This window comes from Mucilaginibacter oryzae (assembly GCF_003148845.1).
Lineage (GTDB): Bacteria > Bacteroidota > Bacteroidia > Sphingobacteriales > Sphingobacteriaceae > Mucilaginibacter > Mucilaginibacter oryzae.
Map to the genome: position 1 here is coordinate 310,099 of NZ_QGHA01000002.1, position 25,035 is coordinate 335,133.

Consider the following 25,035-nt stretch of genomic DNA (forward strand, 5'->3'; position numbering starts at 1 on the left):
GCGATGCAATCGCCAAACCATATTAAGCACTCGTTGAAAACGAGCGCAAGGATTGTACTTTCTGACCGCATAGGTCCCCATGTATATAAACACCCCCTTTAGGGAGCCGGGGGGCTAAAACGGCGCTTCATCATCTATATCATCCATCCTTGATGGGCGGATAATAAAATTACTTTGCTTATCAAAATCCTGGGATGGGGCGAGGCCAGAAAAGGCGTTACCTGCCAGCGGCGGGAAGCCGCTCATGTCTTCTTCCAGGTTGGTGAATTTTACATATTTGCCAACAAATTTTAACCGGACGGTACCTGTTTCGCCGTTACGGTGTTTGGCTATAATAACTTCACCTACACCTTGCGTTGGGTTGCCTTCCTCATCTTCGGTTAAACCATAATATTCCGGACGGTACAGGAACAATACCATATCCGCGTCCTGCTCAATAGCGCCCGATTCACGTAAATCTGAAAGCATTGGCCGTTTTGAGTTGCCCGGCCTGCTCTCAACGGCACGGCTTAACTGCGAAAGCGCGATCACCGGCACGTTCAACTCCTTAGCAACCGATTTAAGCGCACGCGAGATACTGCTGATCTCCTGCTCACGGTTACCTCCGCCTCCTTTACCTTCGGCCTTTCCATGCATCAGCTGCAGGTAGTCGATAATGATGAGCTGGATGTCATATTGTGATTTTAAGCGGCGGCACTTCGCCCTGAATTCAAAAATGTTAAGGGCCGGGGTATCGTCAATAATAAATGTGGCTTTTTCTAACCGGCCAATTTTTGAGTGAACCTGCTGCCATTCCCACTCTTCTAAAGTGCCTTTACGAATCTTTTCCTGCTCAATTTCGGCCTCGCCGGCAATCAAACGATTAACCAGTTGTACAGACGACATCTCGAGCGAGAACACCACAACAGGCTTGTCGAAATCAACCGCCGCGTTACGCGCGCAACTCAATACGAATGCCGTTTTACCCATCGCAGGGCGGGCGGCGATGATCACCAGGTCGGATTTTTGCCAGCCCGAGGTCATCCGGTCAAGGTTGGTAAACCCGGATGCGACACCCGTTAAACCATCCTTTTTATCCTTCAGCGCCTCAATATCACGCAGGGCCTCGCGCACAAGATCGTCCATATTGCGGGCATCGCGGCGCAGGTTACTTTGCGCTATCTCAAAGAGGTTTTTCTCGGCCATATCCAACAGGTCGAATACGTCGCTGGTTTCTTCGTAGGCATTATTGATCACCTCGGTAGAAATGCGGATAAGTTCGCGCTGGATAAATTTCTGGATAATGATACGCGAGTGGAATTCGATATTGGCAGCCGACGCCACACGGCTGGTAAGCTCGGTAATATAATAAGCGCCGCCAACCATCTCCAGTTCGCCCTGCCTGCGTAATTCGGCAGTAACGGTAAGGATATCTACCGGCTGTGTTTTTTCAAAAAGTATTTTTATGGCAGAGAAGATCTTCTGGTGGTTGGTTTGATAAAAAACCTCCGGCTTTAAAACATCAATAACTGATGAAAGGGCATCCTTTTCCAGCATCAGCGCACCCAAAACGGCTTCTTCCAGATCGGTAGCCTGCGGCGGGAGCTTGGCGCCTGCCGGGAAAGGACTTGGATTAGCTATCCGGCCCCGGCGTTCAAAAGTGTTAGGCTTGTTGTACTGGTTGTTATTATCAAAACTCATAAGGGTACAAAAATATACAAAAAATGTTTTAAGGGGCGAAGTAAACCATCAACATAGTGTATCGATAATTTAAAATAATCATACACAGCACAATAATTTGAAGCTTTTTAATTAACACCTTGATGTGGAAAATATGTTAATTTAACTTTTTTTAAGCTGATTTACAATATTTTAAACCTTTGTTAATAAAGTTTTGCAATGTTAATAGTGCAGATGGGTAATAGCCGGTAAACCGATTAGGGTTACCAGTTCAATAAGTGCTTAATCGATTAATATAGCTACTTTTGCTAAAATTCAGTTAATAAAATGGCATTTAATTCAAGACCTCAGCGCGAAAGCAACCAGATGGTTTTTGGTATCAGGGCGGTAGTGGAGGCTATTCGCTCCGGAAAAGAGATTGAGGCATTATTTATCCAACGGGGCATAAGCGGCGGGTTGATCCAGGAGCTTAAAGAACTGATGGCCGAATACCAGATCACGGCCCAGCAGGTACCGGTTGAAAAATTAAATCGGATCACCCAGAAAAATCACCAGGGAGTAATCGGGGTGATTTCGCCCATAGTGTACCAGAAAATAGAGAACATCATTCCGGATGTATTTGAAAAAGGCGAAACCCCGCTGGTATTGGTTTTGGATAGCATTACCGATGTACGTAACATGGGCGCTATTGCCCGCACAGCCGAGTGCGCGGGTGTACACGCTATTGTGATCCCGGCAAAAGGTTCGGCGCAGATTAACCCGGATGCTATTAAAACGTCGGCCGGCGCGTTATATAAAATCCCGGTTTGCCGTCATGATAACTTTATGCAAACGGTAAGATTTTTACAGGAATCGGGCCTGCAACTGGTTTGCTGTACCGAAAAAACCCGCGATAATATTTATAAACCCGATTACACCGTACCAACTGCAATAGTAATGGGCTCAGAAGAGGACGGCATCCGCAACGAAATTATCCGCATTTCGGATCACCTGGCTAAAATTCCTATGTTCGGCGAGATCGAATCGTTGAACGTATCGGTATCCACGGGGATTATTTTGTATGAGGCAGTGAGGCAAAGAACCCCTCCCACCACCTGAAGGTGGGGCTGAAGCGCATCAAAATCATAAAGCATTGCCTTGGCAATGCTTTATGATTAAATATCTTCCGCTTAAACTCCCCCTTCAGGGGCCGGGGGGTTAAATGTATTTAGCCCCAAACCTGCTCTTTACATCATTTACTATTTGCTTAACATTCTGCTCCTGGTCGCGGGGGCAAATAAGCAGCGAGTTGTTGGATTCTACTACGATAAAATCGTGCAGGCCCTGCAGTATCACCAGTTTTTCGCCGGGTACGTTTACCATGCAGTTTGATGAATCGTACATGATCACTTTTTCGGCAGGGATAACGGCGTTTCCCACATAGTCTTTTTCGGCCAGGTCATATATTGAAGCCCAGGTGCCGAGATCGCTCCAGCCAAAATCAGACGGTAAAACGTATACATTATCCGCTTTTTCCATAATGCCGTAATCAATCGAAATGTTAATGCATTGCTGGTAAGCGGTATGGATATGCGCTTTTTCGTTATCGGAGTTATATACCGATCTGGCATCAGCAAAAATTTCGTGCATATCGGGCAAATACTGACCAAAAGCCTTTACAATAGCTTGTGCCGACCATACAAAAATCCCCGCGTTCCATAAAAAATCACCGCTTTGAATAAAGGTTGTGGCTATCTCCAGCGTTGGTTTCTCGGTAAAGGTTTTTACTTTATGAAACTCATCATTAATCACATCATCCGTATATTGAATGTAACCGTAGCCGGTATCCGGGCGCGATGGTTTTATGCCAAGGGTAATCAGGTAATTGTTAGCGGCAGCTGTGGCCAATGATTTTTTGATAGACGAGATAAAGGCGTCTTCGTCAAGGATCTGCTGGTCTGACGGTGCAACTACAATGGCGGCATCAGGGTTAAGGCTTTCAATTTTAAAACAGCCATAAGCTACGCAAGGCGCGGTGTTGCGCATTACGGGTTCGGTCAGGATTTGCTGATCGGCCATGTCAGGCAGTTGCTGTTTAACCAGCTTTGTATAATTTTCGTTGGTAACAACGTAAATATTCTCTTTAGGGCAAACTTTCAGGAAGCGTTCGTACGTATTTTGAATGAGTGTTTTACCTGTTCCAAGTATATCGATAAACTGTTTTGGATGGGATGTGCGGCTTATCGGCCAAAAACGGCTTCCGATCCCGCCAGCCATAATTATAGCATAATAGTTTTCATTCATGTGGCTATAAAGAATTTAATTGGTATCAACTATGTAAAAGTGAACAATTATCTGTTAAAAATCCATTAAATAAAACTAAATTATTTAGCGGAGAAGTTTAAGCAGGTTCACCGGGTTTATAAATGACTATGCTTTAAAATTGTTTTTCATTTAATAATCATTTTTGTATAAAATTTAAAAGTAAATCCATCGTTTATTCTTAAAATTTTGTTACTTTAAACTTTTAAATACAATTTAAGAATTTGTTAAAATAATGATAGAAGCAAAGAAATCGCTATTTGACAATCTCCAGAATTTTTTCGGGTTTGATAACTTTAAGGGGGAGCAGGAAGCGATAATAACCAACATCCTGGCGGGCAATGATACTTTCGTTATTATGCCTACCGGTGGCGGCAAATCAATGTGTTATCAGTTACCGGCTTTAATGAGCGATGGCACAGCTATAGTAATTTCACCACTGATAGCCCTGATGAAAAACCAGGTAGATCAGTTAAGGGCTTTCGGCGGGTCTGACAGTATAGCCCACTTTTTAAATTCATCTCTTACAAAATCAGAAATAGCCAGGGTTAAGGAAGATGTGCTGGGCGGCAAAACCAAATTATTATACGTTGCGCCCGAGTCGCTTACCAAACAGGAAAATATTGATTTTCTGCGCCTCAATCATGTATCGTTTGTAGCGGTTGACGAAGCGCACTGTATCTCGGAGTGGGGGCACGATTTCAGGCCCGAATACCGGAAAATACGCCAGGTGATCAGCAATATCGGCGAAAATATACCCATTATCGCTTTAACAGCCACGGCTACCCCTAAAGTTCAGCAGGATATCCAAAAAAACCTGCAGATGAATAACGCTACAGTTTACAAATCATCATTTAACCGCGCTAACCTTTTTTACGAAGTAAGGGCCAAGCGTAATGTAATTAAGGAGATTGTAAAGTTTGTAAAGCAAAACCAGGGGAAATCGGGCATTGTGTATTGCCTTAGCCGCAAAAAGGTTGAGGAGGTTGCCGAAGCGCTTAACCTTAATGGGGTAAAGGCGTTGCCTTATCACGCCGGTTTAGACCCTAAGGTACGGGCAGAAACACAGGATAAGTTCCTGATGGAAGATGTTGACGTAATTGTGGCTACCATAGCCTTTGGTATGGGTATTGACAAGCCTGATGTACGTTACGTAATACACCATGATGTGCCTAAAAGCATGGAGGGTTATTACCAGGAAACCGGAAGGGCAGGGCGCGATGGCGGCGAAGGTGTTTGCGTAGCTTTTTACTCGGAAAAGGATATTGATAAGCTGCAAAAATTTATGAAAGATAAGCCTGTTTCTGAAAGGGAAATAGGTACGCAGATATTGAAGGAAGTTATCGACTACTGCGAATCGTCGGTTTGCCGTCGTAAACAGCTTTTGCATTACTTTGGCGAAAACTTTAACGAAGCAGGCTGCAACAACATGTGCGATAACTGCTGCGCGCATAAAGAGCATTTTGACGGTGAAGAGCACCTGCATAAAGTTTTAAGCCTGATCAAACACACCGGCGAAAAGTTTGACGATCACCATATCATCAGTATTTTGATGGGTGAGGAAAACGCTCAGATCAAAAATTATGAGCACGATCAGCTGGATTACTACGGATCGGGTAAGGAGCAGGGTAAAAACCTCTGGAACTCGCTTTTACGCCAGGCATTGCTCAATAATTATATTTCGAAAGATATTGACCAGTATGGCCTGTTGCGCTTAACAAAATCCGGAAATTCATTTATCGATAATCCGCACAGTATCCGCTTTATCCTGAACAGGGTAATGGAAGCTACTGACGAGGATAACGACGACGAAGGTCCAAAACAAAGCGGAGGCGCATTGGATACCCAGTTATTACAAATGCTGAAGGAGCTGCGTAAAAAGCTGGCCAAACAAAAAGGCCTGCCGCCGTTTGTCATATTTCAAGACCCATCGTTAGAAGAAATGTGTACGCATTACCCGATCAATACCGAGGAACTGAAACAAATTTCGGGTGTTGGTGCCGGTAAGGCTTTGAAGTTCGGCAAACCGTTTACGGATCTGATCCAGAAATACGTAGAGGATAACGATATTGATCGCCCCATTGATATGGTGATCAGGAGCGCGGCCAATAAATCGGCGTTGAAAGTTTTCATTATCCAGAACATCGACAGGCACCTTAACCTGGAGGATATAGCAGCTTCAAAAGGGCTCACTTACGAAGAGATATTGAAAGAGGTGGAAACCATAGTTAATTCCGGTACAAAGCTTAACCTTAACTATTATATTGACGAGGTTATTGACGAAGATAAACAGGAGGAGGTTTTTGATTACTTCCGCACTGCCGAAGCCGATTCGATAGATGAGGCGCTGGCCGAACTGGGAAGCGATGACTATACCCGCGAAGAAGTGCAGTTAATGCGCATCAAATTTATGTCGGAATTAGGCAACTAAAAAAGCTTAACCGTTGTACAAGCCTCCGGACCAAATACCGGAGGCTTTTTTATTGCCGTTGCCTTTTAAAGTTTAGTTTGTTTCAGTTACTTGTTTATAATCATGAACTCCGTGCGCCTGTTTCGGGCGCGGTCGTCGTCAGTAGTGTTGGGCACTATGGGCTGAGTTTCGCCATATCCTTTATAAACCAGGCGTCCGGCCGCTATACCATGTCCCACCAGGTATTGGTAAACTGATTTAGCCCTGTTTTGAGATAGCAACAGGTTTGCCTGGTGCTGCCCCACGTTATCGGTATGGCCCGATATTTCAATACGCACATGCGTATTCATCTGTAAAAAATCAATCAGTTTTAATAACTCCGCTTTAGATTCAGCTTCGAGATCGAATTTATTGGTATCAAAAAAAATGTTTTTCAGGATCACCTTGTTGCCAACCTCAATTGGCGAAAGGAATACGGCGATATCAAAGGGCTTGTTGGCCTTATAATTTCGCAGTGAAAAGTTTTCGGAGTAAAACAGGTAGCCGCTTTTTGAAATGTTAAGTCCGTAGTTTTTGCCGGAAGTGAGCGTGGCCAGGAAATCGCCCAATTCCTCGCCGCTGTAATCCTGGTAAACGGCAGTGTTGCTTTGCAGGTCGATGATCTCGACGGCGGCCTCAAGCGGTAGTTTGGTTTTGGCGTCTTTTACAAGTCCCTTAACGTAGGTAACCCTGTGCGGCCGCACATTAACCGGCAATTCGAATTTATAAATATCGTAGCCGCCAAAACCGTTCAGGTTATTCGACGAAAAAAATGCGTAGTCGCCGGCAGCGGTCAAAGAAAGGCCTCCCTCATCGCCATTGCTGTTAATGGGATAACCCAGGTTTTCGGCTTTTTGCCATTTACCGTCTTTACCCAACCGGCTTACAAACAAATCTTTATTGCCCATACCCGGCCAGCCGTTGCTGCTAAAATACAAGGTGCTATCATCCGGGTGTATAAACGGCGATTGCTCGTTGTAGGCCGTGTTGATATTAGGCCCCAGGTTTTCAGGCTCGCTCCACCCTTTATCACTTAACGTGCTTTTCCATATATCGTAGCCGCCATAGCCGCCTTTGCGGTTACTTACAAAATAAAGCGTACGCCCGTCGTAATTTACAGATGGCTGCGATTCCCAGCCCGCCGTATTTACCGGGCCGCCAATGTTAAAGGGCTTTGCCCAATCGTCGCCTTTTTTCTGTGCTATAAAAATGTCACACCGGCCTAAGCCGTCCGGGCGGTTACAGCCGGTAAAAAATAGGTATTTACCATCCTGCGATATTGACTGTGCTCCCTCGTTATAGGTGTCGGTATTGATCTGGTTGCTTAAATAAGTGGCTGTACCCCATTTGCCGCCAGTTTTGTCGCTTTTATAAAAATCTTCGTTGTTATTAATTTTACGGGTAAAAATTAAGGTACGCTCGTCCGCGGTAGCTACGGGCAGGTACTCATCATTCGCGGTATTTATTTCGGCGCCAATATTAACCGGTTTAAAGGGTACGGGGTGCTGCATTGCCTGGATGCTGAATTTAGCATCAGCTAAAAGTTTTTGCGCATAGGTGCTGTTTTCGGTGGCGAGGCCGGGATAGTTCAGATACTTTTCGAGGTGTTGTTTTGACTGGGGATAGAGTGCCTCGTTTATTTCAATTTCGCCAAGTTTTAAATAAACGGCCCGGTTAAATTCAGGGTTTTGCGCAATCACTTTTCCGTATTGTTCTATGGCTTCTTTGTACAGGCGTTTCATCCGGTATAAATCGCCAAGCAGGGCACGGGCATCTATAAAATTGGGGTCTTCTTTAAGGGCTTTCCGGATGTTGTCGATAGCCTCATCGTAAAGATGATCGTCGATGTTCTTATTAGCCAGCAAAATAAACTTAAGCGCCTCTTTGTTGCTGCTGGAGTACGTTTTTTGTTGCGCCCACACCGTGGCCGACAAAAAGAACGTTAACAGCAACAGTAAAGCAGCCCTCATTTGTTTTACGGTAAATTAATAATACCGTAAGTTACAAATATTATGGAATATTAAGGTACTTGTGCGTTTGTAAAGAAATTTCCCATTGCGGGTTTTCTTTTACATAATCAACGATAAGGGGCGTCATGTCCTTAGCTTTCGACCATTCCGGTTGCAGATAAAGTTTGCAATCCGGGGATACCATTTTGGCATGATACTCGGCCCATTCAAAATCTGATTTGTTAAAAACAATCACCTTAAGTTCGTGCGCACATTCAGCCACATGTGGTACAGGCGCTTTAAACTTTTTGGGTGAAAGGCAAATCCAGTCCCAATCGCCCGAAAGCGGGTAAGCCCCCGAAGTTTCGATAAAGGTTTTAATACCCTTTTCGTGAAGCTGGTGGGTGAGGTAGTCTAAGTTATAAATAAGCGGTTCGCCGCCGGTAACCACCACCGCTTTAGCAGGGTGCAGGTTCGCGTTGGCTACAATGGTATCGGCCGCGGTAAGCGCGTGCAGTTCGGCATCCCAACTCTCCTTAACATCGCACCAATGGCACCCAACGTCGCACCCACCGAGGCGGATAAAATAAGCCGCTTTGCCGGTATTGTATCCCTCGCCCTGTATGGTGTAAAATTCTTCCATTAAGGGAAGCAGGGTGCCGTCGTCTGGTATCTGGTGTGCCATAAATATTTAAGGGTGCAAAGGTAGTTATTTAAGCTGAAAGCCTAAAGCATATGGCTGAAAGCTTTACTTTTAGGTTGCTATAATGACATTGTATTGATTTACTAATCCTTGATCTTTTTGCTTTTAGCCTTTTGCTTTCGGCTTTTAGCCTTTTTTATCTAATTTTAAAGAAAACCAATTAATCAGTAATTCGTAAAAATGCTTTAGGAATCCGTATCTTCAAATTGACGTGTGCTTATGAAAAAACTTTACCTTTCTTTCGTTTTCCTGGTAGTGCTTTGCTGCAGTTCGTGCGTGGATATTGAGGAGCGTTATGATTTTAATGCTGATGGCAGTTGTAAGGTTGTTTACGGATTTGATATGAGCCGTGCCGTATCGGTATTGGTTAACCTCATGGCCGATTCGGTTAAGCAAACGCCGCAGTTTAGTTTGGTTAAGGATACTACCCTTAATTTTTACAGCGCCATCCCGGATAGTTCGCAGCAAAAATTAAGCGCGGGCGAAGTGGAAATGGCTAAAACCAGCGAACTTTCGGTTAATATGAACCTGAAAAAAAGTATAATGAGGGTGACCTTAAACCATACTGCTAAAAACGCTGCCGATTTGCAGTACTACCTGCAAAGTGTATCGAAAATAGCATTAAACGGCCAGCTTAATACCGTTACAACTAACGATAAAGCAAACAAGGTTTTGGATGCGCGGCAAATGGTGGCGGGGCAGGACTATTACCAGTACGACATAACTCCGCATAAATTCTACCGCATTATTGATAAGGTTAAGTTCAATGCCTTTCTCAAAAAAACGAAGAACACTTTTATGATGGCTAAAGCTATGCTGATAGATATGCCTTATAAGTTAGTATTGAAGTTTGCCCATCCCGTTAAAAAAATTGATAACTCAAAAGCCGTACTATCGGCGGACAGGACTGAGGTTACTCTTGTTACCAGCATGGATGAGGTGATCAGTAATCCCAATGTAATGAACCTCAAAATAGATTTTTGATCTTATTGTAAATGAAATGGTTCAAAATTGATGAGGTACCTGCCGGGGATAAACCCTTTATAAAAAAAGTTAAAGCCGGGAGCAAAAGTATATGCCTGGTTAGCTTTGAAAGTAAACTTTATGCCACAGCGGCCAGATGCCCGCATGCCGGCGCTGATATGAGCGAGGGGTTATGCGTACGAAGAATGATTGTATGCCCTTATCATCGTTACACCTACAACCTGGAAACAGGTAAAGGCGGCGAAGGCCAAAATGATTTTATTGCAACTTACCCGGTTGAGGTACGGGATGACGGGGTTTATATCGGTGTGCCCTCGTTTTGGGATAAGATAGTAGGAAAGTGAGTGGTGAGCAGTTGATTAAGTGAAGGGGGAATTTAATCAACCATTCACTTAATCAACCCAATAAACCACTCACTTACAAATAAACTTCCTTATTAGCCGAGGCCAGCGTGTTTTTAAGCAAACCGACAATGGTCATCAAACCTACGCCACCCGGTACCGGAGTTATCCATGATGATTTTGGCGCTACGTTTTCAAAGTCAACATCGCCGTAAAGCTTGAAACCCGATTTGGTTAGCTCGGATGTTTCGCGGTTCATACCAACGTCAACAACTACTACGCCTTCTTTTACCATATCGGCAGTAATGAAATTCTTTTTGCCGATGGCAACAATCAGGATATCGGCGTCCAGTGTGAATTTTTTAATATCGGGTGTGCGGCTATGGCAAATAGTTACGGTACAATTGCCCGGTTTAGTATTGCGCGCCATCAAAATGCTCATGGGCGAGCCTACAATGTTGCTTCGGCCAACAACCACGCAATGCTTGCCGGCTGTTTCAATACCGTACTCCTTAAGCATTAAGGTGATGCCATAAGGCGTAGCCGGGATAAACGATGGCAGGTTGCGCTGCATACGGCCCAGGTTAACGGGGTGGAAGCCATCCACATCTTTACGGTGATCAATTCGTTCGGTTACTTTTTCAGGATCGATATGTTTGGGCAGCGGAAGCTGAACAATAATGCCGTCGATATCCGGATCGGCATTTAGTTCCTCTACTTTTGTCAGCAATTCATCTTCAGTAACGTCATCTTCATAACGTACTAACGATGATTTGAAACCAACCTTTTCGCAGTTTTTCATTTTGCTGGCCACATAGGTTTCGCTGCCACCGTCATGGCCAACCAGCACCGCAACCAAGTGCGGTTTTCGGCCTGTTTTTTCTAATATTTTAGCTGCTTCTTCAGCTATTTCAACCTTAAGTTTTTCCGATACGTATTTTCCGTCTAAAAGCTGCATGTTATAAGTTTTTAACGAAGTGATCAGGTATGGGTGGCAGGTTTAAATCTGCCGTTTCCGATCGCAATCGCAGTCGTATAAAAGGCCTGTTATTCAGGGATAATTTGAGCCCGTGGTTTTTATTTATTTTATCGATGATCGTTTTAATGGTTTCGTTTTTATTATTCAGCAGCAAATCATTTATAATGAGATCTGAATTTGCCCTCTGTTTGAAAACGTTAATGTGATACCTGGCTTCTTCATCCTGGTACACAATCCATTCCCCGTAAACAAAGTCTCCTAAGTGAACACTTTTAACAAGCCCTCTGAAGGTATAATATGTAACTACCCGATACTTAATCTCCAATATATTTTTTGCCCTTTAACGCATCCTTCAGGGAGCCGGGGGCTTAATCCAACTTCAAAACTGCCATAAACGCCGATTGCGGGATCTCTACGTTACCCACCTGGCGCATGCGTTTTTTACCTTGTTTCTGTTTCTCTAATAATTTACGTTTACGCGAGATATCACCGCCGTAACATTTGGCGGTAACGTCTTTACGTAAGGCTTTAACGGTTTCGCGGGCAATGATCTTGGCGCCGATAGAGGCCTGGATAATGATCTCGAATTGCTGGCGGGGCAAAAGCTCCTTCAGTTTTTCGCAGATCTTTTTACCGAAATCGTATGAATTGCCGCGGAAGATCAATGATGATAAAGCGTCCACAGGCTCGCTGTTCAGCCGGATATCCAGCTTTACCAAATCCGACTGGCGGTAACCAATCTGGTGATAATCAAACGAGGCGTAACCCTTTGAAATGGTTTTCAGCTTATCGTAAAAATCAAATACAATTTCGCCCATCGGCATCTCGAATATTAATTCAACACGCTCGGATGTGAGGTACGATTGATTGGTGATGGTGCCGCGTTTCTGGATACAAAGCGACATAACCGGACCAACAAACTCTGATTTGGTAATGATGGTGGCCTTAATGTAAGGTTCTTCCACATAATCTATCTTCGATGGATCCGGTAAATCTGAAGGGTTATTTACAATCAGTGCATCGCCCTTGGTGGTATGCGCCATGTATGATACGTTGGGAACCGTGGTAATTACCGTCATGTTAAACTCACGCTCCAAACGCTCCTGGATAATTTCCATATGCAGCATGCCCAGGAAACCGCAACGGAAACCGAAGCCCAAAGCAGCCGACGATTCCGGTTCAAAAACCAGCGACGCGTCGTTTAGCTGTAGTTTAGCCATCGATTCGCGCAATTCTTCAAAGTCTTCGGTATCAACAGGATAAATACCGGCAAATACCATCGGTTTTACCTCTTCAAAACCCTGGATGCCTTCTTCGCAAGGGCGATCAACTTTGGTAATAGTATCACCTACCTTTACCTCTTTGGCTTCTTTAATGCCCGAGATAATATAACCAACATCGCCGGTTTTAATTACGTCCTTAGCCTGCGGGCGAAGTTTCAGCGTACCCACCTCATCAGCGAGATACTGCTTTTCGGTTGCCACGAATTTTACCTTATCGCCTTTGCGGATCTCGCCGTTAACCACTTTAAAGTAGGCTATAATGCCACGGAAGGAGTTGAAAACCGAATCGAAGATCAGTGCTTGCAGCGGCGCTTCCGGATCGCCAACCGGTGCGGGTACACGTTCAACAATGGCACGTAATATATCATGTACGCCCATGCCCGTTTTACCCGATGCGGCAATAATTTCATCACGCTTGCAGCCAATCAGGTCAACAATCTGGTCTTTTACTTCCTCGGGCATAGCGCCGGGAAGGTCCATTTTATTGAGGATCGGGATAATTTCAAGGTCGTTTTCCAGGGCGAGGTACAAATTGGAGATGGTTTGAGCCTGGATGCCCTGTGCAGCATCAACAATCAATAAAGCCCCTTCGCAGGCAGCTATCGAGCGTGATACCTCGTACGAAAAATCTACGTGTCCGGGCGTATCGATCAGGTTGAGCACGTATTTTTGTCCGTCCAGCTCATAATCCATCTGGATGGCATGACTTTTTATGGTAATACCGCGCTCGCGCTCCAAATCCATATCGTCAAGCAACTGCGCCTGCGATTCGCGCTGGGTAATGGTGTTGGTATATTCTAATAACCTGTCGGCAAGTGTGCTTTTACCGTGGTCAATATGTGCTATGATACAAAAATTACGAATGTGCTCCATTGAACCGCAAAAATAGGTTTTTAAACTGATAATTTGCAGGAGCTAATAAATTAACTATTTTGAAATATCTATTTTAAAACCTACTATTTTAAAATGTCAGTATCTGCCGGTGTTATTAATGCTGTAAAACGAAAATTAAACGTAGATATCAACGCGGTTCACCAGGTTAGTGGCGGCGATATTAACGAGGTTTATCGTTTACAAGCTTCCGATAGGGATTATCTCATCAAAATAAATAACAGGTATAAATATCCGGAAATGTTTAAACGCGAAGCAGAAGGCTTAGCTGCTATCAAGGCTACTGAAACCATCGCTGTACCTGATGTTTTTTGGGGCGGAGAAACAGAAGATGAGAGCTTCCTGTTGATGGAATGGATTAACACCGTGCAACCTTCAAAGCATTCATCCACGGACTTAGGAATACAACTTGCACAAATGCATCGCTGCACTGCTGCCATGTTTGGATTTGATACCGACAATTACATGGGCTCATTGCATCAAAGCAATAAGCGCCACCATACCTGGAGCAAATTTTTTATTGAAGAGCGCCTGCAGCCCATGGTTAAAATTGGGTTTGATAAGCAAGAGCTTACTAAAGCCGATGTGCATCTGTTTGACGAACTTTATAAAAAATTGCCTTCTCTTTTTGATGAAGAGCTCCCGTCACTTATTCATGGCGACCTTTGGGGCGGTAACTATATGATCAGCGTTGGGGGTAAGCCATATCTCATAGATCCGGCGGTGAGTTATGGTAACCGCGAGTTTGATATAGCAATGACTACGCTGTTCGGCGGTTTTGATAACGCTTTTTACCTGGCCTATCATGAAGCGTTTCCACTACAAGCAGGGTGGCGCCAGCGACTTAAACTTTGGAACCTCTATCCTTTATTGGTACATGTAACCCTGTTTGGCGGCGGGTATGCCCGGCAGGTAAGGGAAAACCTCGCAGGTTTTATTTAGTTAAGGGGTTCAACAATAAGGGGTGTTTCAGACACCTTTACGCTTAGCTTGCCGCTATTTGTAACAACGGTTTGTTTGGCCGCGTTGTCGGCCCCTGTTGTTAAGGTATAAATGTTTGCCCTGGATTTACCCAAATTAAGCACATAAACGGCAGTTCGCGCCTTTTGATCGGGTATGGTCAAAATGTACATGGTTTTTGAACCTGATACGTATCGGTCAACCAGCGGATCGGCATTGATTGTACCCGAGTATTTATAATCCCCCAGCAATTTATTTACCTGTAATATGTAATCGAGAGCCGGGCGGCGCTTCCCGTTTTCAGCAAGACCCGATGTGGCGTATTGTACATCAGCATTAGGCGTATCATCAAAAAGCTGGTAAAAAAACAGGCGCTGCACACCATGGCGCATGTATAGTAACGAGGTTCGTAAAATCCAGTCGCCCTGCGTTTCAAGGGGCGTTTTGTTGCCTATGTACTGTGCTTTCTGGTAGCTACCCTGGTTAATATCGTATCCGGCTTCGGTTACCCAAACCGGCACCGGTTTTTTTAACGATTTTGCAAGTGTCACAAACTCGTCGGCAATATCGCCCGCCATAGATAACTCCGGCGCCATGCCCGTGGTTGGTTTAGTGTGGCTTAAAATATTGCCGTTATTGCTATAGTAATGATAGTTTATTACGTCGAAGCACAAATTAATGCTTCCGTCAGGCCGGTAACCTCTGTTCTTTCTGCACCATTCTATCATCTTTTTTACAAAATTCACATCATCAGTAGCTAAGCCCCCCATTACTACCTGCATGGACGGGTCGGCTTGTTTTATGCCTGCTCCTTTACCTAATTTACCCATGTGCCCATCATAAAATGCCGACATGTTAGCGGCAAATTCTTCTGCGGTTTGTTTTGTCGCGGGGCCTTTCCACCACTTGTCCTGTTCGTTTCCGCATTCAACATATTTTATAAGTTCCAACCCTATCTTCACCTCATTGCGCGGATCGGCCGGCCAGCGTTTACTTGTATCTACCCTAACCAGTTCGGGACTTATATTTTTATTATAGCCGTAACGTGCCGCAAACTGAAAGGCCAATTTAGCCTGTGCTATGTAACTTGCCGGATCGGCCTTGTTAGCCTCGTAAATAATCGGTGTATTATCCTGATCCTGCATGTTTTTAGGATATGTATCTACCAACCAACGCGGAATATTTTTAATATCGGCCAAAACTAAAATACCGTCACGTTTACAGCGCGTGTAAATTAAATCATAGTTCCAGCCGCCCTCGTGCGTTGGGTTAAATGTATAGTTGCCTTCCTCTCGTTCCATGCGCGCCCAATTAAGGTAATGCCTCACGCCGCTGAATGATTTAATAAGCGACATGTTGGTTTCGTAAATGGTGTTTTTAAGATTTGGATTAGCGGGATCCTGCAAAAAGTTCCATTCGTAAGCGTTTACGCCGAACATGTTTTTGAGGGGCACTACAGAGGGAGCCGATGAAAGAACATTGTTATTTGGAATAGTGTGGCCGTTTGGTTGAAGGCTATCTGCAGGCGATGTGTGGCAACGGTTAAGCGATAAGCTAAATAATGATAAGGTTGCCAGGATTTTATAATGGAATAAGATAGCCATGCCTCGTATTTATTTTTGCCGATAAGCTACAATTTAATTAAGATTATTAAAAGCAAAAAACTGCAACGAGATGGTATTGGTCAAGACACATCGTGCCCTAAGGCGATTTCCGTTCTCAAATAAAGGGCGACTTATTTAAAAACATTTCAATCGCGTTTATTTATCTTAACATAAGTCTCAATGATTTCACGGTCAACTTTAAGGCTGTCAATTTTTTCAATGCCTTTTTGCACCAGGGTATCATTACTAACGGTAAGTTTAAATTTAAAATCGCGGTTTTCCCAGCTGCGGGCATCACAGTAGGCGAGGTGCTCGGTATAGTCATCGCCATTAAGGGTATAGGTACCTGCCCCTGAAGAATAAAAGGGTTTAGCTGTTTGGCCATGCATCAGATCGTGCGTGAAAAAAGCGAAGTTAGTAGCGTTAAACATTTTAAGCATCTCCTGGTCTTTGGGGGGAGTGGTTATGGTTGTATCCCCTTTCTGAATGCTTTTGCTGGAAATGAGGTGCCAGGTACCGTCGAGCGTTTTGGTTTTTTTGGGTGCTTCTGTAACTTGCTTGGACGGGTTGCTGCAGGCCGCCGAAAGCAACATTAAAAATGATGCTAAGTAATAGGTTTTCATGCTGTTAATAAAGGTTATTGGATATACAATGATAGCATAAAAAAAAGCATGAACAAGTATTTTTGCCCATGCTTTTTAAAATAATTTCAAAAGTTACTTTTACTCCCCGCGTTTCAATCCAAATTTTTCTATTTTACTATAGAGGTGGCTTCGCTGAATATCGATATCATCAGCCGTTTTGGATACGTTCCAGTTGTTTTTTTCAAGTTTAAACTTGATATACTCACGCTCGGCATAATCTTTATATTCCTGGAAGTTATTGAACTTGTCAAAATCCGTTTGGGGGGCGGCAGCCGATGCTTCGCCGGCAGTAACGGCCACAGGGGCCGAGGGGTTGGCAAAGGCTTTAACATCGCTGTCGGTAATGATCTTATCGCTCAAAATAATTAAGCGCTCAACCATATTGCGTAACTCGCGGATGTTCCCCGTCCATGGTAATGCTTTTAACGCTTCAAGCGCGGCATCCGAGATTTTTTTAACCGGCATGCCGTATTCACTGCATATTTCATTAAGAAAGGCCTGTGTTAACAGCGGTATATCATCTTTTCGCTCAACCAGCGGTGGTACGTGGATCAGGATCACGCTCAGGCGGTGGTATAAGTCCATCCTGAAGTTGCCGGCCTCAATTTCTTTAAGCAGATCTTTATTAGTTGCCGCCACAACGCGCACGTCTACATCTATTTCTTTTTCGCCGCCCACGCGGGTGATTTTATTTTCCTGCAGCGCACGTAAAACTTTGGCTTGTGCCGATTGGCTCATGTCGCCAATCTCATCCAAAAATAAGGTGCCGCCATTTGCCGATTCAAATTTGCCTATCCTTTGTTTGATTGCCGACGTAAACGATCCCTTTTCGTGACCGAACAATTCGCTTTCAATAAGTTCTGAAGGTATAGCGGCGCAGTTTACCTCGATAATAGGAGCCCCGGAACGGTGCGATTTTTCATGCAGCCAACGGGCCACCAACTCTTTTCCGCTGCCGTTAGCGCCGGTTACCAGCACACGGGCATCGGTAGGGGCCACCCTGTCTATCGTTTCTTTTATTTTAATAATAGCCTGCGATTCGCCTAAAATGGGACGAACTTTAGAAACCTTGCGTTTTAAAACTTTGGCTTCAACAACCAGACTTCCTCTGTCCAGCGCATTGCGGACAGTGATGAGCAGGCGGTTCAGATCAGGTGGTTTCGATATGAAATCGAAGGCGCCCTTTTTACTGGCTTCAACGGCTGTTTCAACAGTGCCGTGGCCGGATATCATGATAAATGGCAAATCGGGTTTAATGGCAAGGCCTTCGGTTAATACCTCCATGCCATCCATGCGGTTCATTTTGATATCGCAAAGTACCAGATCGTAATCCTTTTTTTCAATAAGCTGTAAACCGTCAACGCCGTTATCTACATCTTCAACTTCATAATCCTCATACTCCAATATTTCGCGAAGCGTGTTACGGATGGACCGCTCATCATCTATTATTAAAATTTTAGCCATGTTTTATATTTAAATCCAGGTAGTTGTGTTAACCGCTAATATATAGGTTTTGTATAGAAAAACAAACACTTTTAATGTGCTTTAAAAGGTTTGAAAGGCGTAAATGTTTGCATGTTTTTTCATTTTTTTTCAATATCGCCATGTAACAAAAAAACCCCTTGCTTTACAGCAAGGGGTAATACAGCAGCAAACCTGTAAGCCGGGTTCTGTATTGCCCCAAAAGGCAACTTCTATCATTTATCTGGCCCTGTTATCACTAACAGGTTTAAACAACCTACCCATCCCAACGATTAACCTTGCGGCCAATACGGGAGCGAGCAACTCCGCTTTCGGGACCTATTTGGTTTTTCAACTCCTGAGGTTTACCGTCATAGCCGGTCGCCCGGTTATGCCGTGAGCTCTTACCTCACGTTTTCACCCTTACCCACCTAAGCGGGCGGTATTTTCTCTGTGGCACTTTGCTGTCGCCGGCTGCCGGCGCCTTCCCGTTAGGAAGCAGGATGCTCTATGTTGCCCGGACTTTCCTCCGCCATACAAGCTGGCAGCGATAGAACGTTTTGCGGGGTAAAGATAGGGAATAATTAAAGAATAGCCATTATGAAAGCGACATCAGGTATCGTTCGGTTTTTAAAGCGAGCCGCTGTTCCTGGAATCTGTATACTAACCAAAACCAAATTATAGCTATCGGGAACAGTGCAGCTATCCAATGCGGTACTTGTGTTGAATTGTTTAGAATGCTCCAGATTGCAAATGGTGTTATTATTGAAATGATAATCAACTCCGGGCGCAGAGAGCTTTCTAACGTAATTTCGGTTGTTGTGTCGTTAATAGCTTTTAGTTGTAATTGAAGGTTTATGCCTTCAAGCCTTTTTGCTCCCATTTTTCCAACTCCAAACGAAAAGTGCGACAGTAATTTATATTCACTATTGCCTGTTTTTTCAATGTTGAATTCACTTTTATTATAAGATAATAAAGCCATTGTTGCAACATCAAAAGAAACAGGAATATTGAAACTTTTGTATAATAAAATGCTATTATAAGTACCCATACTTATTCGCAGGTTTTTAAATCATTCTGCACCTGCTGCAGAGTAATAGTGCCCAACTTATTGCCATACGAATTGGCTATGTAAGTAAGCACCTTGGCGATTTCGAGCGGTGAGAGGTCATCGCCCTGCATCTGATCGTCAAAAACGCGGCCGTTAATGGTAATTTTCCCTTCCAGGCCGTTTTTAACAAAGCAGGCCAGTTTGGTTTTGTTGTTTTTTAAAAAAACGGAGTCGGTAAGCGGCGGGATAAGAATTTGCAGCCCCTGGCCTTTATCGCCGTGACAGTTTTGGCAATGCTGCTGGTAAACCAGGCTCCCGGCCGAGTAATAACGGGCAAATTCCATTTCCTGCTCGCTTTGGCAGGATGCCGCTAAAATGAGCACGGCGCCTGCAATTAAGCCGATAATCCTTAATTTCATTTAAAATTGATTTGATCAGGTTCTGCTTTAAGGGTTTTAATATCGGCTATGAGTTTGGTAACCTCGGCAGGGTCGGTACCTTCATAGCTACCGCGGATGCGTTTTTGCTTATCAATCAGGATAAAAAAGCCATCATGGATGTACTCGCCTTTCGGGTTTTTTTCGGATACGCTTTGCAGATAGCTTTTGGATATTTTATAGGTATCGCCTTTTTCGCCGTGCAGCAGCCACCAGGTGTTACCTGTAATGCCAAGCTTATCGGCATAACGTTTTAAAACCGGCACGGTATCGTATTTAGGATCGATGGTGTGCGATATGATCCTGAAGTTGGCATCGGCCTTAAACTCCTTATATACATTCAGCATATTGGCATGCATTTTTGGGCAAATGGAAGGGCAGGTGGTAAAAAAGAAATCGGCAACGTAAATTTTGCCATCAAGGCTCTTCTGCGTAATGGTGTCGCCATATTGATTTACAAATTTAAATGCCGGTATAGTGGCATACTCGGTGTCGGTTACGGCTTTACCATTAACCTTTTTGGTAACGGTTGCTTTATTGCCTAATATCGGTAGCGCGGTACCCCCGCCATTGTTTGATTTACAGCCGTTAAAAATAATTAAGGCTATAAAGCCTGTCCATAATTTATTCATTATTTTGCCGGTATTTGGGTAATATATTTAGTTGAACCAGCCACCGCGGCGGCAATTTGCGTATCAATTTTAATGATGAGTTTTTTTTGCTCATCCAGGTAGTTCATGATCTCCTGGTGAGATTTGCCTTTGTTTTCAGCATCAAAATGATGCATCCAGTCGCTCATGGCATTGTCGGCATCGTTAATTTGTTTGAGGTAGGCTTTGGCGGTATCCTGGTTAATTTTAGGCGAAGGATGTTTAACAAGGCTATCCAGCAGCATTTTATTTTTCATCAGTTCTTCGTCGCCGGCCATTACCTTATCGTGTATGGTAATTACCTGGTTTAAAAGTTCTTTTTCTTGTTTTTTTGTATCGTTGCAGGCGGTTAAAGCCACGGCGGCAAAAAGTGCCAAAAGTATTTTTTTCATATTTTTAACGGTAGGTTGGGATGTACCCTGCAAATATGCTAAATGTTTAGTTGTTTAACAGGCGTAAGTAATAACTATAATCAGTTAAGGGCAAAGTTTCGGCACCTTCAAATTTAAGCTGCTGCCCAATTTGCGCCCTGGTATGTGTACCGTGGTTAATTACGTGGGTGATAATTTCGCTCAGCAGGTTTTCATGTTTAACACCGCTGAATGTTTCATACGGAATAACATGATCAAAATCCTCCGTCCTTAAGCCGTTCAGAAATTCAAGCCATGCCTTATGCCGAGTCTCTGCCGTTTGTCTGCATTGCTCCAGGGATAAGGGCGCGGGCCATGGTGTTGTCATGGTAGGGGCAATAAGTTGGCACCTTTCCAGCCAAATCAGTTCGGCAGCGAGCAAATGCGTCATGAGTTTCAGCGTGGCGCCGGGTGCGCCATTGGCGGCCATGGTCTCCAATATCTGGTTGGTGGCAAATTGGTTATAGCCAAACAGTTTAACAAAATAGGCTTTCATATATCAGCAAAAATAGCAAAGATCCTTTAATAACGGTTTTGCAATAGGATGGATGAAATAGCGTGGTTAACAATTATATAACATGTTTGTTATATTTAGCAAACATCCGCTGGTTACCTTTATATATCTAAAAGGCAATGTTATGAAATTCATCTTCAATATTTCAAAATTGATCACCGGCTTCCGTCAGTGGATGATGCTTAAAAGTATGCGATCTTCGTTCATACATTAATCATTTATAGTTTTTCATTTATAAATATAATTGCACTTTTGGGCTTTTTAGCTCAAATTGATGGAACTGACTGACGCGGAAATAAAATTAAGTAAACAACTTTTTGGCAGCGACTTTGAATGGGGGGTATCCACCGCGGCATTCCAGGTTGAAGGCGCGCACGACGCTGATGGTAAAGGATTATCTGTATGGGATGTATTTACTGCTAAAAAAGGCAAAATCCTTAACGGCGATCATGCCATTGAAGCCTGCGATTTTTACAACAGGTACGAGCAGGATATCGACCTCATCAAACAACTTAATATCCCTAACTTTCGTTTTTCTATATCCTGGACACGGATTTTACCCGACGGTACGGGCCGCATAAATCAGGCCGGAATTGATTATTATAACCGGGTTATCAATTACTGCATCAAGCAGGGAATTGAGCCCTGGCTTACCGTTTATCACTGGGATTTACCCCATGTGCTTGATTTAAAGGGCGGTTGGACAAACCGCGAATCTGTAAGCTGGTTTAGTGAGTTTATTGCCATTTGCGCCCAAAACTTTGGCGATAGGGTAAAACATTGGATGGTGATGAATGAGCCGGTTGTTTTTACCGGTGCGGGCTATTTTTTCGGCATCCATGCGCCAGGTCGCAGTGGCATGAAAAACTTTACACCTGCCATACACCATGTTACGCTGAGCATTGCCGAGGGGGGCAGGATTTTACGCCGGTTACTGCCTGCATCGGCACAAATAGGCACCACTTTTTCATGCTCGCAAATTGAACCTTATACCAACAAGCCACGCGACGTTGCCGCAGCCGTAAGGGCCGATGCCCTGATTAACCGCCTGTATATTGAGCCTTTACTGGGCATGGGTTACCCTATAGCCGATTTACCCGCGCTCCGCGACCTGAAAAAATATTTTCACCCGGGAGATGAGGATAAATTGCAATTTGATTTTGATTTTATAGGCATCCAGAACTATACCCGCGAAATAGTAAAACATTCGTTTTTTACACCTTATATACAGGCCAGCATGGTAAAGGCCGAAAAAAGGGGAGTAGAACTCACCGCCATGCGATGGGAGGTTTATCCGCCTTCTATTTATCATATGATCAAGAAATACGATGCTTATCCGGGTGTAAAAAAAATCATCATAACCGAAAATGGTTCCGCTTTTCCGGATAGTGTTATTGATGGAGAAGTGAACGATCCTCAAAGGCTTCAATATCTTCAAAGCTACCTTGCGCAGGTTTTAAAAGCTAAAGAGGAAGGCAGCAAGGTTAAAGGCTATTTTGTTTGGACTCTCACCGATAATTTTGAATGGGCAGAAGGTTATCACCCACGGTTTGGGCTGATCCATGTTGATCATCGTACGCAAAAGCGAACCGTTAAAGCTTCGGGCCGCTGGTATGGGGAGTTTTTAAGCGGGCGATAGGGGATAAACCTTACAGCCGGCACATTTGATTTGCCGCTATTGTTTAGGCAGGGTAAAATAAAAAGTAGTACCATTTTCGGTGTCACTATCAAACCAGATGCGACCGCCGTGCTTCTCTACAATTTGCTGGCTGATGGATAAACCGAGGCCAAATGATTTTTCGCCGGATGTGCCGGGGCGTTTAGCATCGGTAAACATGTTAAAAACCTGGTTTTTAAGTTTATCAGGAATGCCAATCCCGTTATCTTTCACTGATATTTTAACTTCCTGTTCGGTTTCTTCGGCCTTAACCAAAATAGCAGAGCCCTCCGGACTGAATTTGATAGCATTACTGATGAGGTTGCTGATAACCCGCCATATTTTTTCGCGGCTGATACAGATCTGCAGTGGCCGGGGTAGGGTGATCAGGCTAATGACCTGGTGTTTTTCAGCCGCTTTAAAACGAAGCAGTTCGGTACTATTACTGAGCAGCGCGTTAATTTCAACAGGCTCCTTGTTTAATAATACAGATGTTGAATTGGTTGCTTCCAATATTTCATTGATCAGCTCCATCGAATTAATTGATGTTTCCCTGATCAGGTTGATCAGCTCCTGCTGTTCAGGATTAAAGTTTTCGTCGGCCATAACGCCGGTAAGCGAGGCTATACCGCCTATGGGGTTACGTAAATCATGCGCTACAGCACGTAATATGCGGTCTTTTTCCTGGCTGTTAACCTGTAACTCGGCCAGGGCTTTTTCCATTTCGCGATTCTGGTTATAAATCCGGCTGTTAAGCTGATCCAGCACTTTAATGTTATTTTTTGATTTTTGCCAGTTGAAAAAAAACAACGAAATAATTATGATAAGCATGATTGCAAACACGCCGGTTACATTTAAGTACAGGTGCTGCAACTCATTATTCTTTTTCAGGTTGTTAAATTCGTTGTCTTTTTCAAGGCTCCTAACCTCCTCGGCAACATCGTCTTCTTTTAATTTACGGTTGTTGTTTCTGATGCTGTCTTTAAACTTATCATACAGTTTAAAATGCATCAAAGCCTGGGCATAATTATTTTGCTTTGAAAAATAATGTGACATGAACAGGTTCCAGTCCTGCTCGGCATAAAGGCTCTTAACGCTGTCAAACTGAAGCTGAATCGTATTAAGAATATTTAATAACGAGTCGTTGGCATTTTGGTTATCGTATATCGCGGCAAGTTTTAGTTCAGCGTATTGCGCGTCAGTGTTATCATTCCCTTCGCGAAGATTAATGGATATACTTTTTTTAAGTAGCTCCTTTGCTTTATCGAAATCTGATTGCCTGATGTAAACATCAGCCATATTACCGTAAACAACCCCCTGCGCAACTTCACCCATTTGCGGTTTATCTTTAAACCGGTTTTTGTTTTTTTCTAAATAGCTAAGCGTTTCCCGGTAAAAGTACATGGCGCTATCGTTCATTTTGTTTTTACTGTAACAGAGGGCAATGTTGTTCAGTAATTCCTGGCGCCGGTAAAAATAGTTGAAGTCGGCATCGCAGGATGTTGTTTCATCAAAGCTTTTTTTGAAAAAGCCCGCGGCGCGGCCGTAATGCTCCTGTTTGTATAGGATCATGCCGAGGCGGTAACTGTAATCGCCGAGGGTACAATTATCAAGGTTATTGGCGGCAATTACTTTGCCGCTGTAAAAATTGCTGTATGCTTCGTTGTAACGGTGCAACTCAAACAAAACATCGCCTTTGGATAGGTGCGCCTGTCCGTATTCGGTGGTGAATTTTAATTTTTTTTCGGGAGTATCAAAAATACTGAGCATGCTGTCGGCATACAGCATAGCCATTTCATGATCATTTTTTACATAAAGCGCGTAGTTGTAAACAAAAAAATAGTAATCATAAACCTGTTTGAAGCCAAGCCCGGTTGAACGGTGAAAGGCCGAATCAAGGTAGCGCACCGCTTGTTGCTTGCGCCCGGCATAGTACATTTTATTGGCTGTATCGGCCACGCGGTTATAGGCGGATGAAGATAAATGGCCCTTATGCTGTTTTTGGCAGCCGGTTATGCATAAAAACAAAGAGGCAGCGAATAGGCATATCCATAAATTACTGAATATACATTTCGATACGAAGCCTCTGTTTATCAGCATTGAAAAAA

Annotated in this window: 21 protein-coding genes and 1 other RNA gene; 6 read left to right on the forward strand and 16 right to left on the reverse strand. The window is 43.8% G+C overall.

Annotated features, from left to right (window positions below):
• Nucleotides 1-114: 114 nt before the first annotated feature.
• Nucleotides 115-1,680 (reverse strand): replicative DNA helicase, encoded by a 1,566-nt coding sequence (dnaB, locus tag LX99_RS06685; RefSeq protein ID WP_109607160.1) that lies wholly within the window; start codon nucleotides 1,678-1,680, stop codon nucleotides 115-117.
• A 306-nt stretch (nucleotides 1,681-1,986) separates the two neighbouring features.
• Here dnaB and rlmB point away from each other — a divergent pair, with 306 nt between their 5' ends.
• Nucleotides 1,987-2,757 (forward strand): 23S rRNA (guanosine(2251)-2'-O)-methyltransferase RlmB, encoded by a 771-nt coding sequence (gene rlmB, locus LX99_RS06690; RefSeq protein WP_109607161.1) that lies wholly within the window; start codon nucleotides 1,987-1,989, stop codon nucleotides 2,755-2,757.
• A gap of 99 nt (nucleotides 2,758-2,856) precedes the next feature.
• Here the strand turns inward: rlmB and LX99_RS06695 are convergent, their stop codons facing one another.
• Entirely contained in the window at nucleotides 2,857-3,942 is a 1,086-nt protein-coding gene (locus LX99_RS06695) for a mannose-1-phosphate guanylyltransferase (protein WP_109607162.1), read from the reverse strand.
• A gap of 256 nt (nucleotides 3,943-4,198) precedes the next feature.
• Between LX99_RS06695 and recQ the strand changes: the two genes are divergently transcribed.
• Nucleotides 4,199-6,391, forward strand: a complete 2,193-nt coding sequence (gene recQ / locus LX99_RS06700; protein WP_109607589.1) for a DNA helicase RecQ — start codon at nucleotides 4,199-4,201, stop codon at nucleotides 6,389-6,391.
• 86 nt (nucleotides 6,392-6,477) lie between these two features.
• Here recQ and LX99_RS06705 read toward each other — a convergent pair whose 3' ends face one another.
• Nucleotides 6,478-8,379, reverse strand: a complete 1,902-nt coding sequence (locus LX99_RS06705) for an OmpA family protein (protein WP_109607163.1) — start codon at nucleotides 8,377-8,379, stop codon at nucleotides 6,478-6,480.
• Nucleotides 8,380-8,419: 40 nt separating this feature from the next.
• On the reverse strand, nucleotides 8,420-9,043 hold the full coding sequence (locus tag LX99_RS06710) for a 7-carboxy-7-deazaguanine synthase QueE (protein WP_022831340.1): 624 nt from the start codon (nucleotides 9,041-9,043) through the stop codon (nucleotides 8,420-8,422).
• A 237-nt stretch (nucleotides 9,044-9,280) separates the two neighbouring features.
• Between LX99_RS06710 and LX99_RS06715 the strand changes: the two genes are divergently transcribed.
• Together LX99_RS06715 and LX99_RS06720 are read left to right on the forward strand one after the other, a co-directional pair.
• Nucleotides 9,281-10,045: a hypothetical protein gene (locus LX99_RS06715; RefSeq protein WP_109607164.1), complete on the forward strand. Its 765-nt coding sequence runs from the start codon at nucleotides 9,281-9,283 to the stop codon at nucleotides 10,043-10,045.
• A gap of 11 nt (nucleotides 10,046-10,056) precedes the next feature.
• Nucleotides 10,057-10,389 carry a Rieske (2Fe-2S) protein gene (locus LX99_RS06720; protein ID WP_109607165.1) on the forward strand — a complete coding sequence of 111 codons (333 nt, stop codon included), beginning with the start codon at nucleotides 10,057-10,059 and terminating at the stop codon, nucleotides 10,387-10,389.
• Nucleotides 10,390-10,462: 73 nt separating this feature from the next.
• On the opposite strand, the gene LX99_RS06725 is transcribed toward LX99_RS06720, so the two are convergent.
• Both LX99_RS06725 and lepA read right to left on the reverse strand, forming a co-directional pair.
• Nucleotides 10,463-11,344, reverse strand: coding sequence for a bifunctional 5,10-methylenetetrahydrofolate dehydrogenase/5,10-methenyltetrahydrofolate cyclohydrolase (locus tag LX99_RS06725; RefSeq protein WP_109607166.1), 882 nt, complete (start codon nucleotides 11,342-11,344; stop codon nucleotides 10,463-10,465).
• A gap of 389 nt (nucleotides 11,345-11,733) precedes the next feature.
• Nucleotides 11,734-13,521, reverse strand: coding sequence for a translation elongation factor 4 (lepA, locus tag LX99_RS06735; RefSeq protein WP_109607168.1), 1,788 nt, complete (start codon nucleotides 13,519-13,521; stop codon nucleotides 11,734-11,736).
• Nucleotides 13,522-13,614: 93 nt separating this feature from the next.
• On the opposite strand from lepA, the gene LX99_RS06740 reads away from it, so the two are divergent.
• Entirely contained in the window at nucleotides 13,615-14,481 is an 867-nt protein-coding gene (locus tag LX99_RS06740; RefSeq protein WP_109607169.1) for a fructosamine kinase family protein, read from the forward strand.
• Here LX99_RS06740 and LX99_RS06745 read toward each other — a convergent pair.
• From LX99_RS06745 to LX99_RS06785, 9 genes are all read right to left on the reverse strand, one after another.
• Complete coding sequence (locus tag LX99_RS06745) at nucleotides 14,478-16,103, reverse strand: hypothetical protein (RefSeq protein WP_109607170.1); 1,626 nt, start codon at nucleotides 16,101-16,103, stop codon at nucleotides 14,478-14,480. The two genes, LX99_RS06740 and LX99_RS06745, sit on opposite strands and share 4 nt — an antisense overlap.
• A 146-nt stretch (nucleotides 16,104-16,249) precedes the next feature.
• Nucleotides 16,250-16,726, reverse strand: coding sequence for a hypothetical protein (locus LX99_RS06750; RefSeq protein WP_109607171.1), 477 nt, complete (start codon nucleotides 16,724-16,726; stop codon nucleotides 16,250-16,252).
• A 99-nt stretch (nucleotides 16,727-16,825) separates the two neighbouring features.
• Nucleotides 16,826-18,211: a sigma-54-dependent transcriptional regulator gene (locus LX99_RS06755; protein ID WP_109607172.1), complete on the reverse strand. Its 1,386-nt coding sequence runs from the start codon at nucleotides 18,209-18,211 to the stop codon at nucleotides 16,826-16,828.
• Between the two features lie 179 nt (nucleotides 18,212-18,390).
• Nucleotides 18,391-18,775: RNase P RNA component class A (rnpB, locus tag LX99_RS06760), an RNA gene on the reverse strand.
• Between the two features lie 31 nt (nucleotides 18,776-18,806).
• The gene (locus LX99_RS06765; protein ID WP_022830869.1) at nucleotides 18,807-19,259 is read right to left on the reverse strand and encodes a hypothetical protein; all 453 of its coding nucleotides are present in this window, start codon (nucleotides 19,257-19,259) and stop codon (nucleotides 18,807-18,809) included.
• A 2-nt stretch (nucleotides 19,260-19,261) separates the two neighbouring features.
• On the reverse strand, nucleotides 19,262-19,678 hold the full coding sequence (locus tag LX99_RS06770) for a c-type cytochrome (protein ID WP_109607173.1): 417 nt from the start codon (nucleotides 19,676-19,678) through the stop codon (nucleotides 19,262-19,264).
• Nucleotides 19,675-20,328, reverse strand: a complete 654-nt coding sequence (locus LX99_RS06775; RefSeq protein WP_109607174.1) for an SCO family protein — start codon at nucleotides 20,326-20,328, stop codon at nucleotides 19,675-19,677. Before LX99_RS06775 ends, LX99_RS06770 begins: the two co-directional genes overlap by 4 nt.
• A complete protein-coding gene (locus LX99_RS06780) occupies nucleotides 20,328-20,738 on the reverse strand; it encodes a lipoprotein (RefSeq protein ID WP_022830866.1) in 411 nt (136 codons plus the stop codon). Before LX99_RS06780 ends, LX99_RS06775 begins: the two co-directional genes overlap by 1 nt.
• A 46-nt stretch (nucleotides 20,739-20,784) precedes the next feature.
• Nucleotides 20,785-21,252, reverse strand: a complete 468-nt coding sequence (locus tag LX99_RS06785; RefSeq protein ID WP_109607175.1) for a DinB family protein — start codon at nucleotides 21,250-21,252, stop codon at nucleotides 20,785-20,787.
• 292 nt (nucleotides 21,253-21,544) lie between these two features.
• Here LX99_RS06785 and LX99_RS06790 point away from each other — a divergent pair, with 292 nt between their 5' ends.
• Nucleotides 21,545-22,909, forward strand: a complete 1,365-nt coding sequence (locus tag LX99_RS06790) for a GH1 family beta-glucosidase (protein WP_109607176.1) — start codon at nucleotides 21,545-21,547, stop codon at nucleotides 22,907-22,909.
• Nucleotides 22,910-22,945: 36 nt separating this feature from the next.
• Here the strand turns inward: LX99_RS06790 and LX99_RS06795 are convergent, their stop codons facing one another.
• Nucleotides 22,946-24,886, reverse strand: a complete 1,941-nt coding sequence (locus LX99_RS06795; protein WP_170122650.1) for an ATP-binding protein — start codon at nucleotides 24,884-24,886, stop codon at nucleotides 22,946-22,948.
• Nucleotides 24,887-25,035 lie beyond the last annotated feature (149 nt).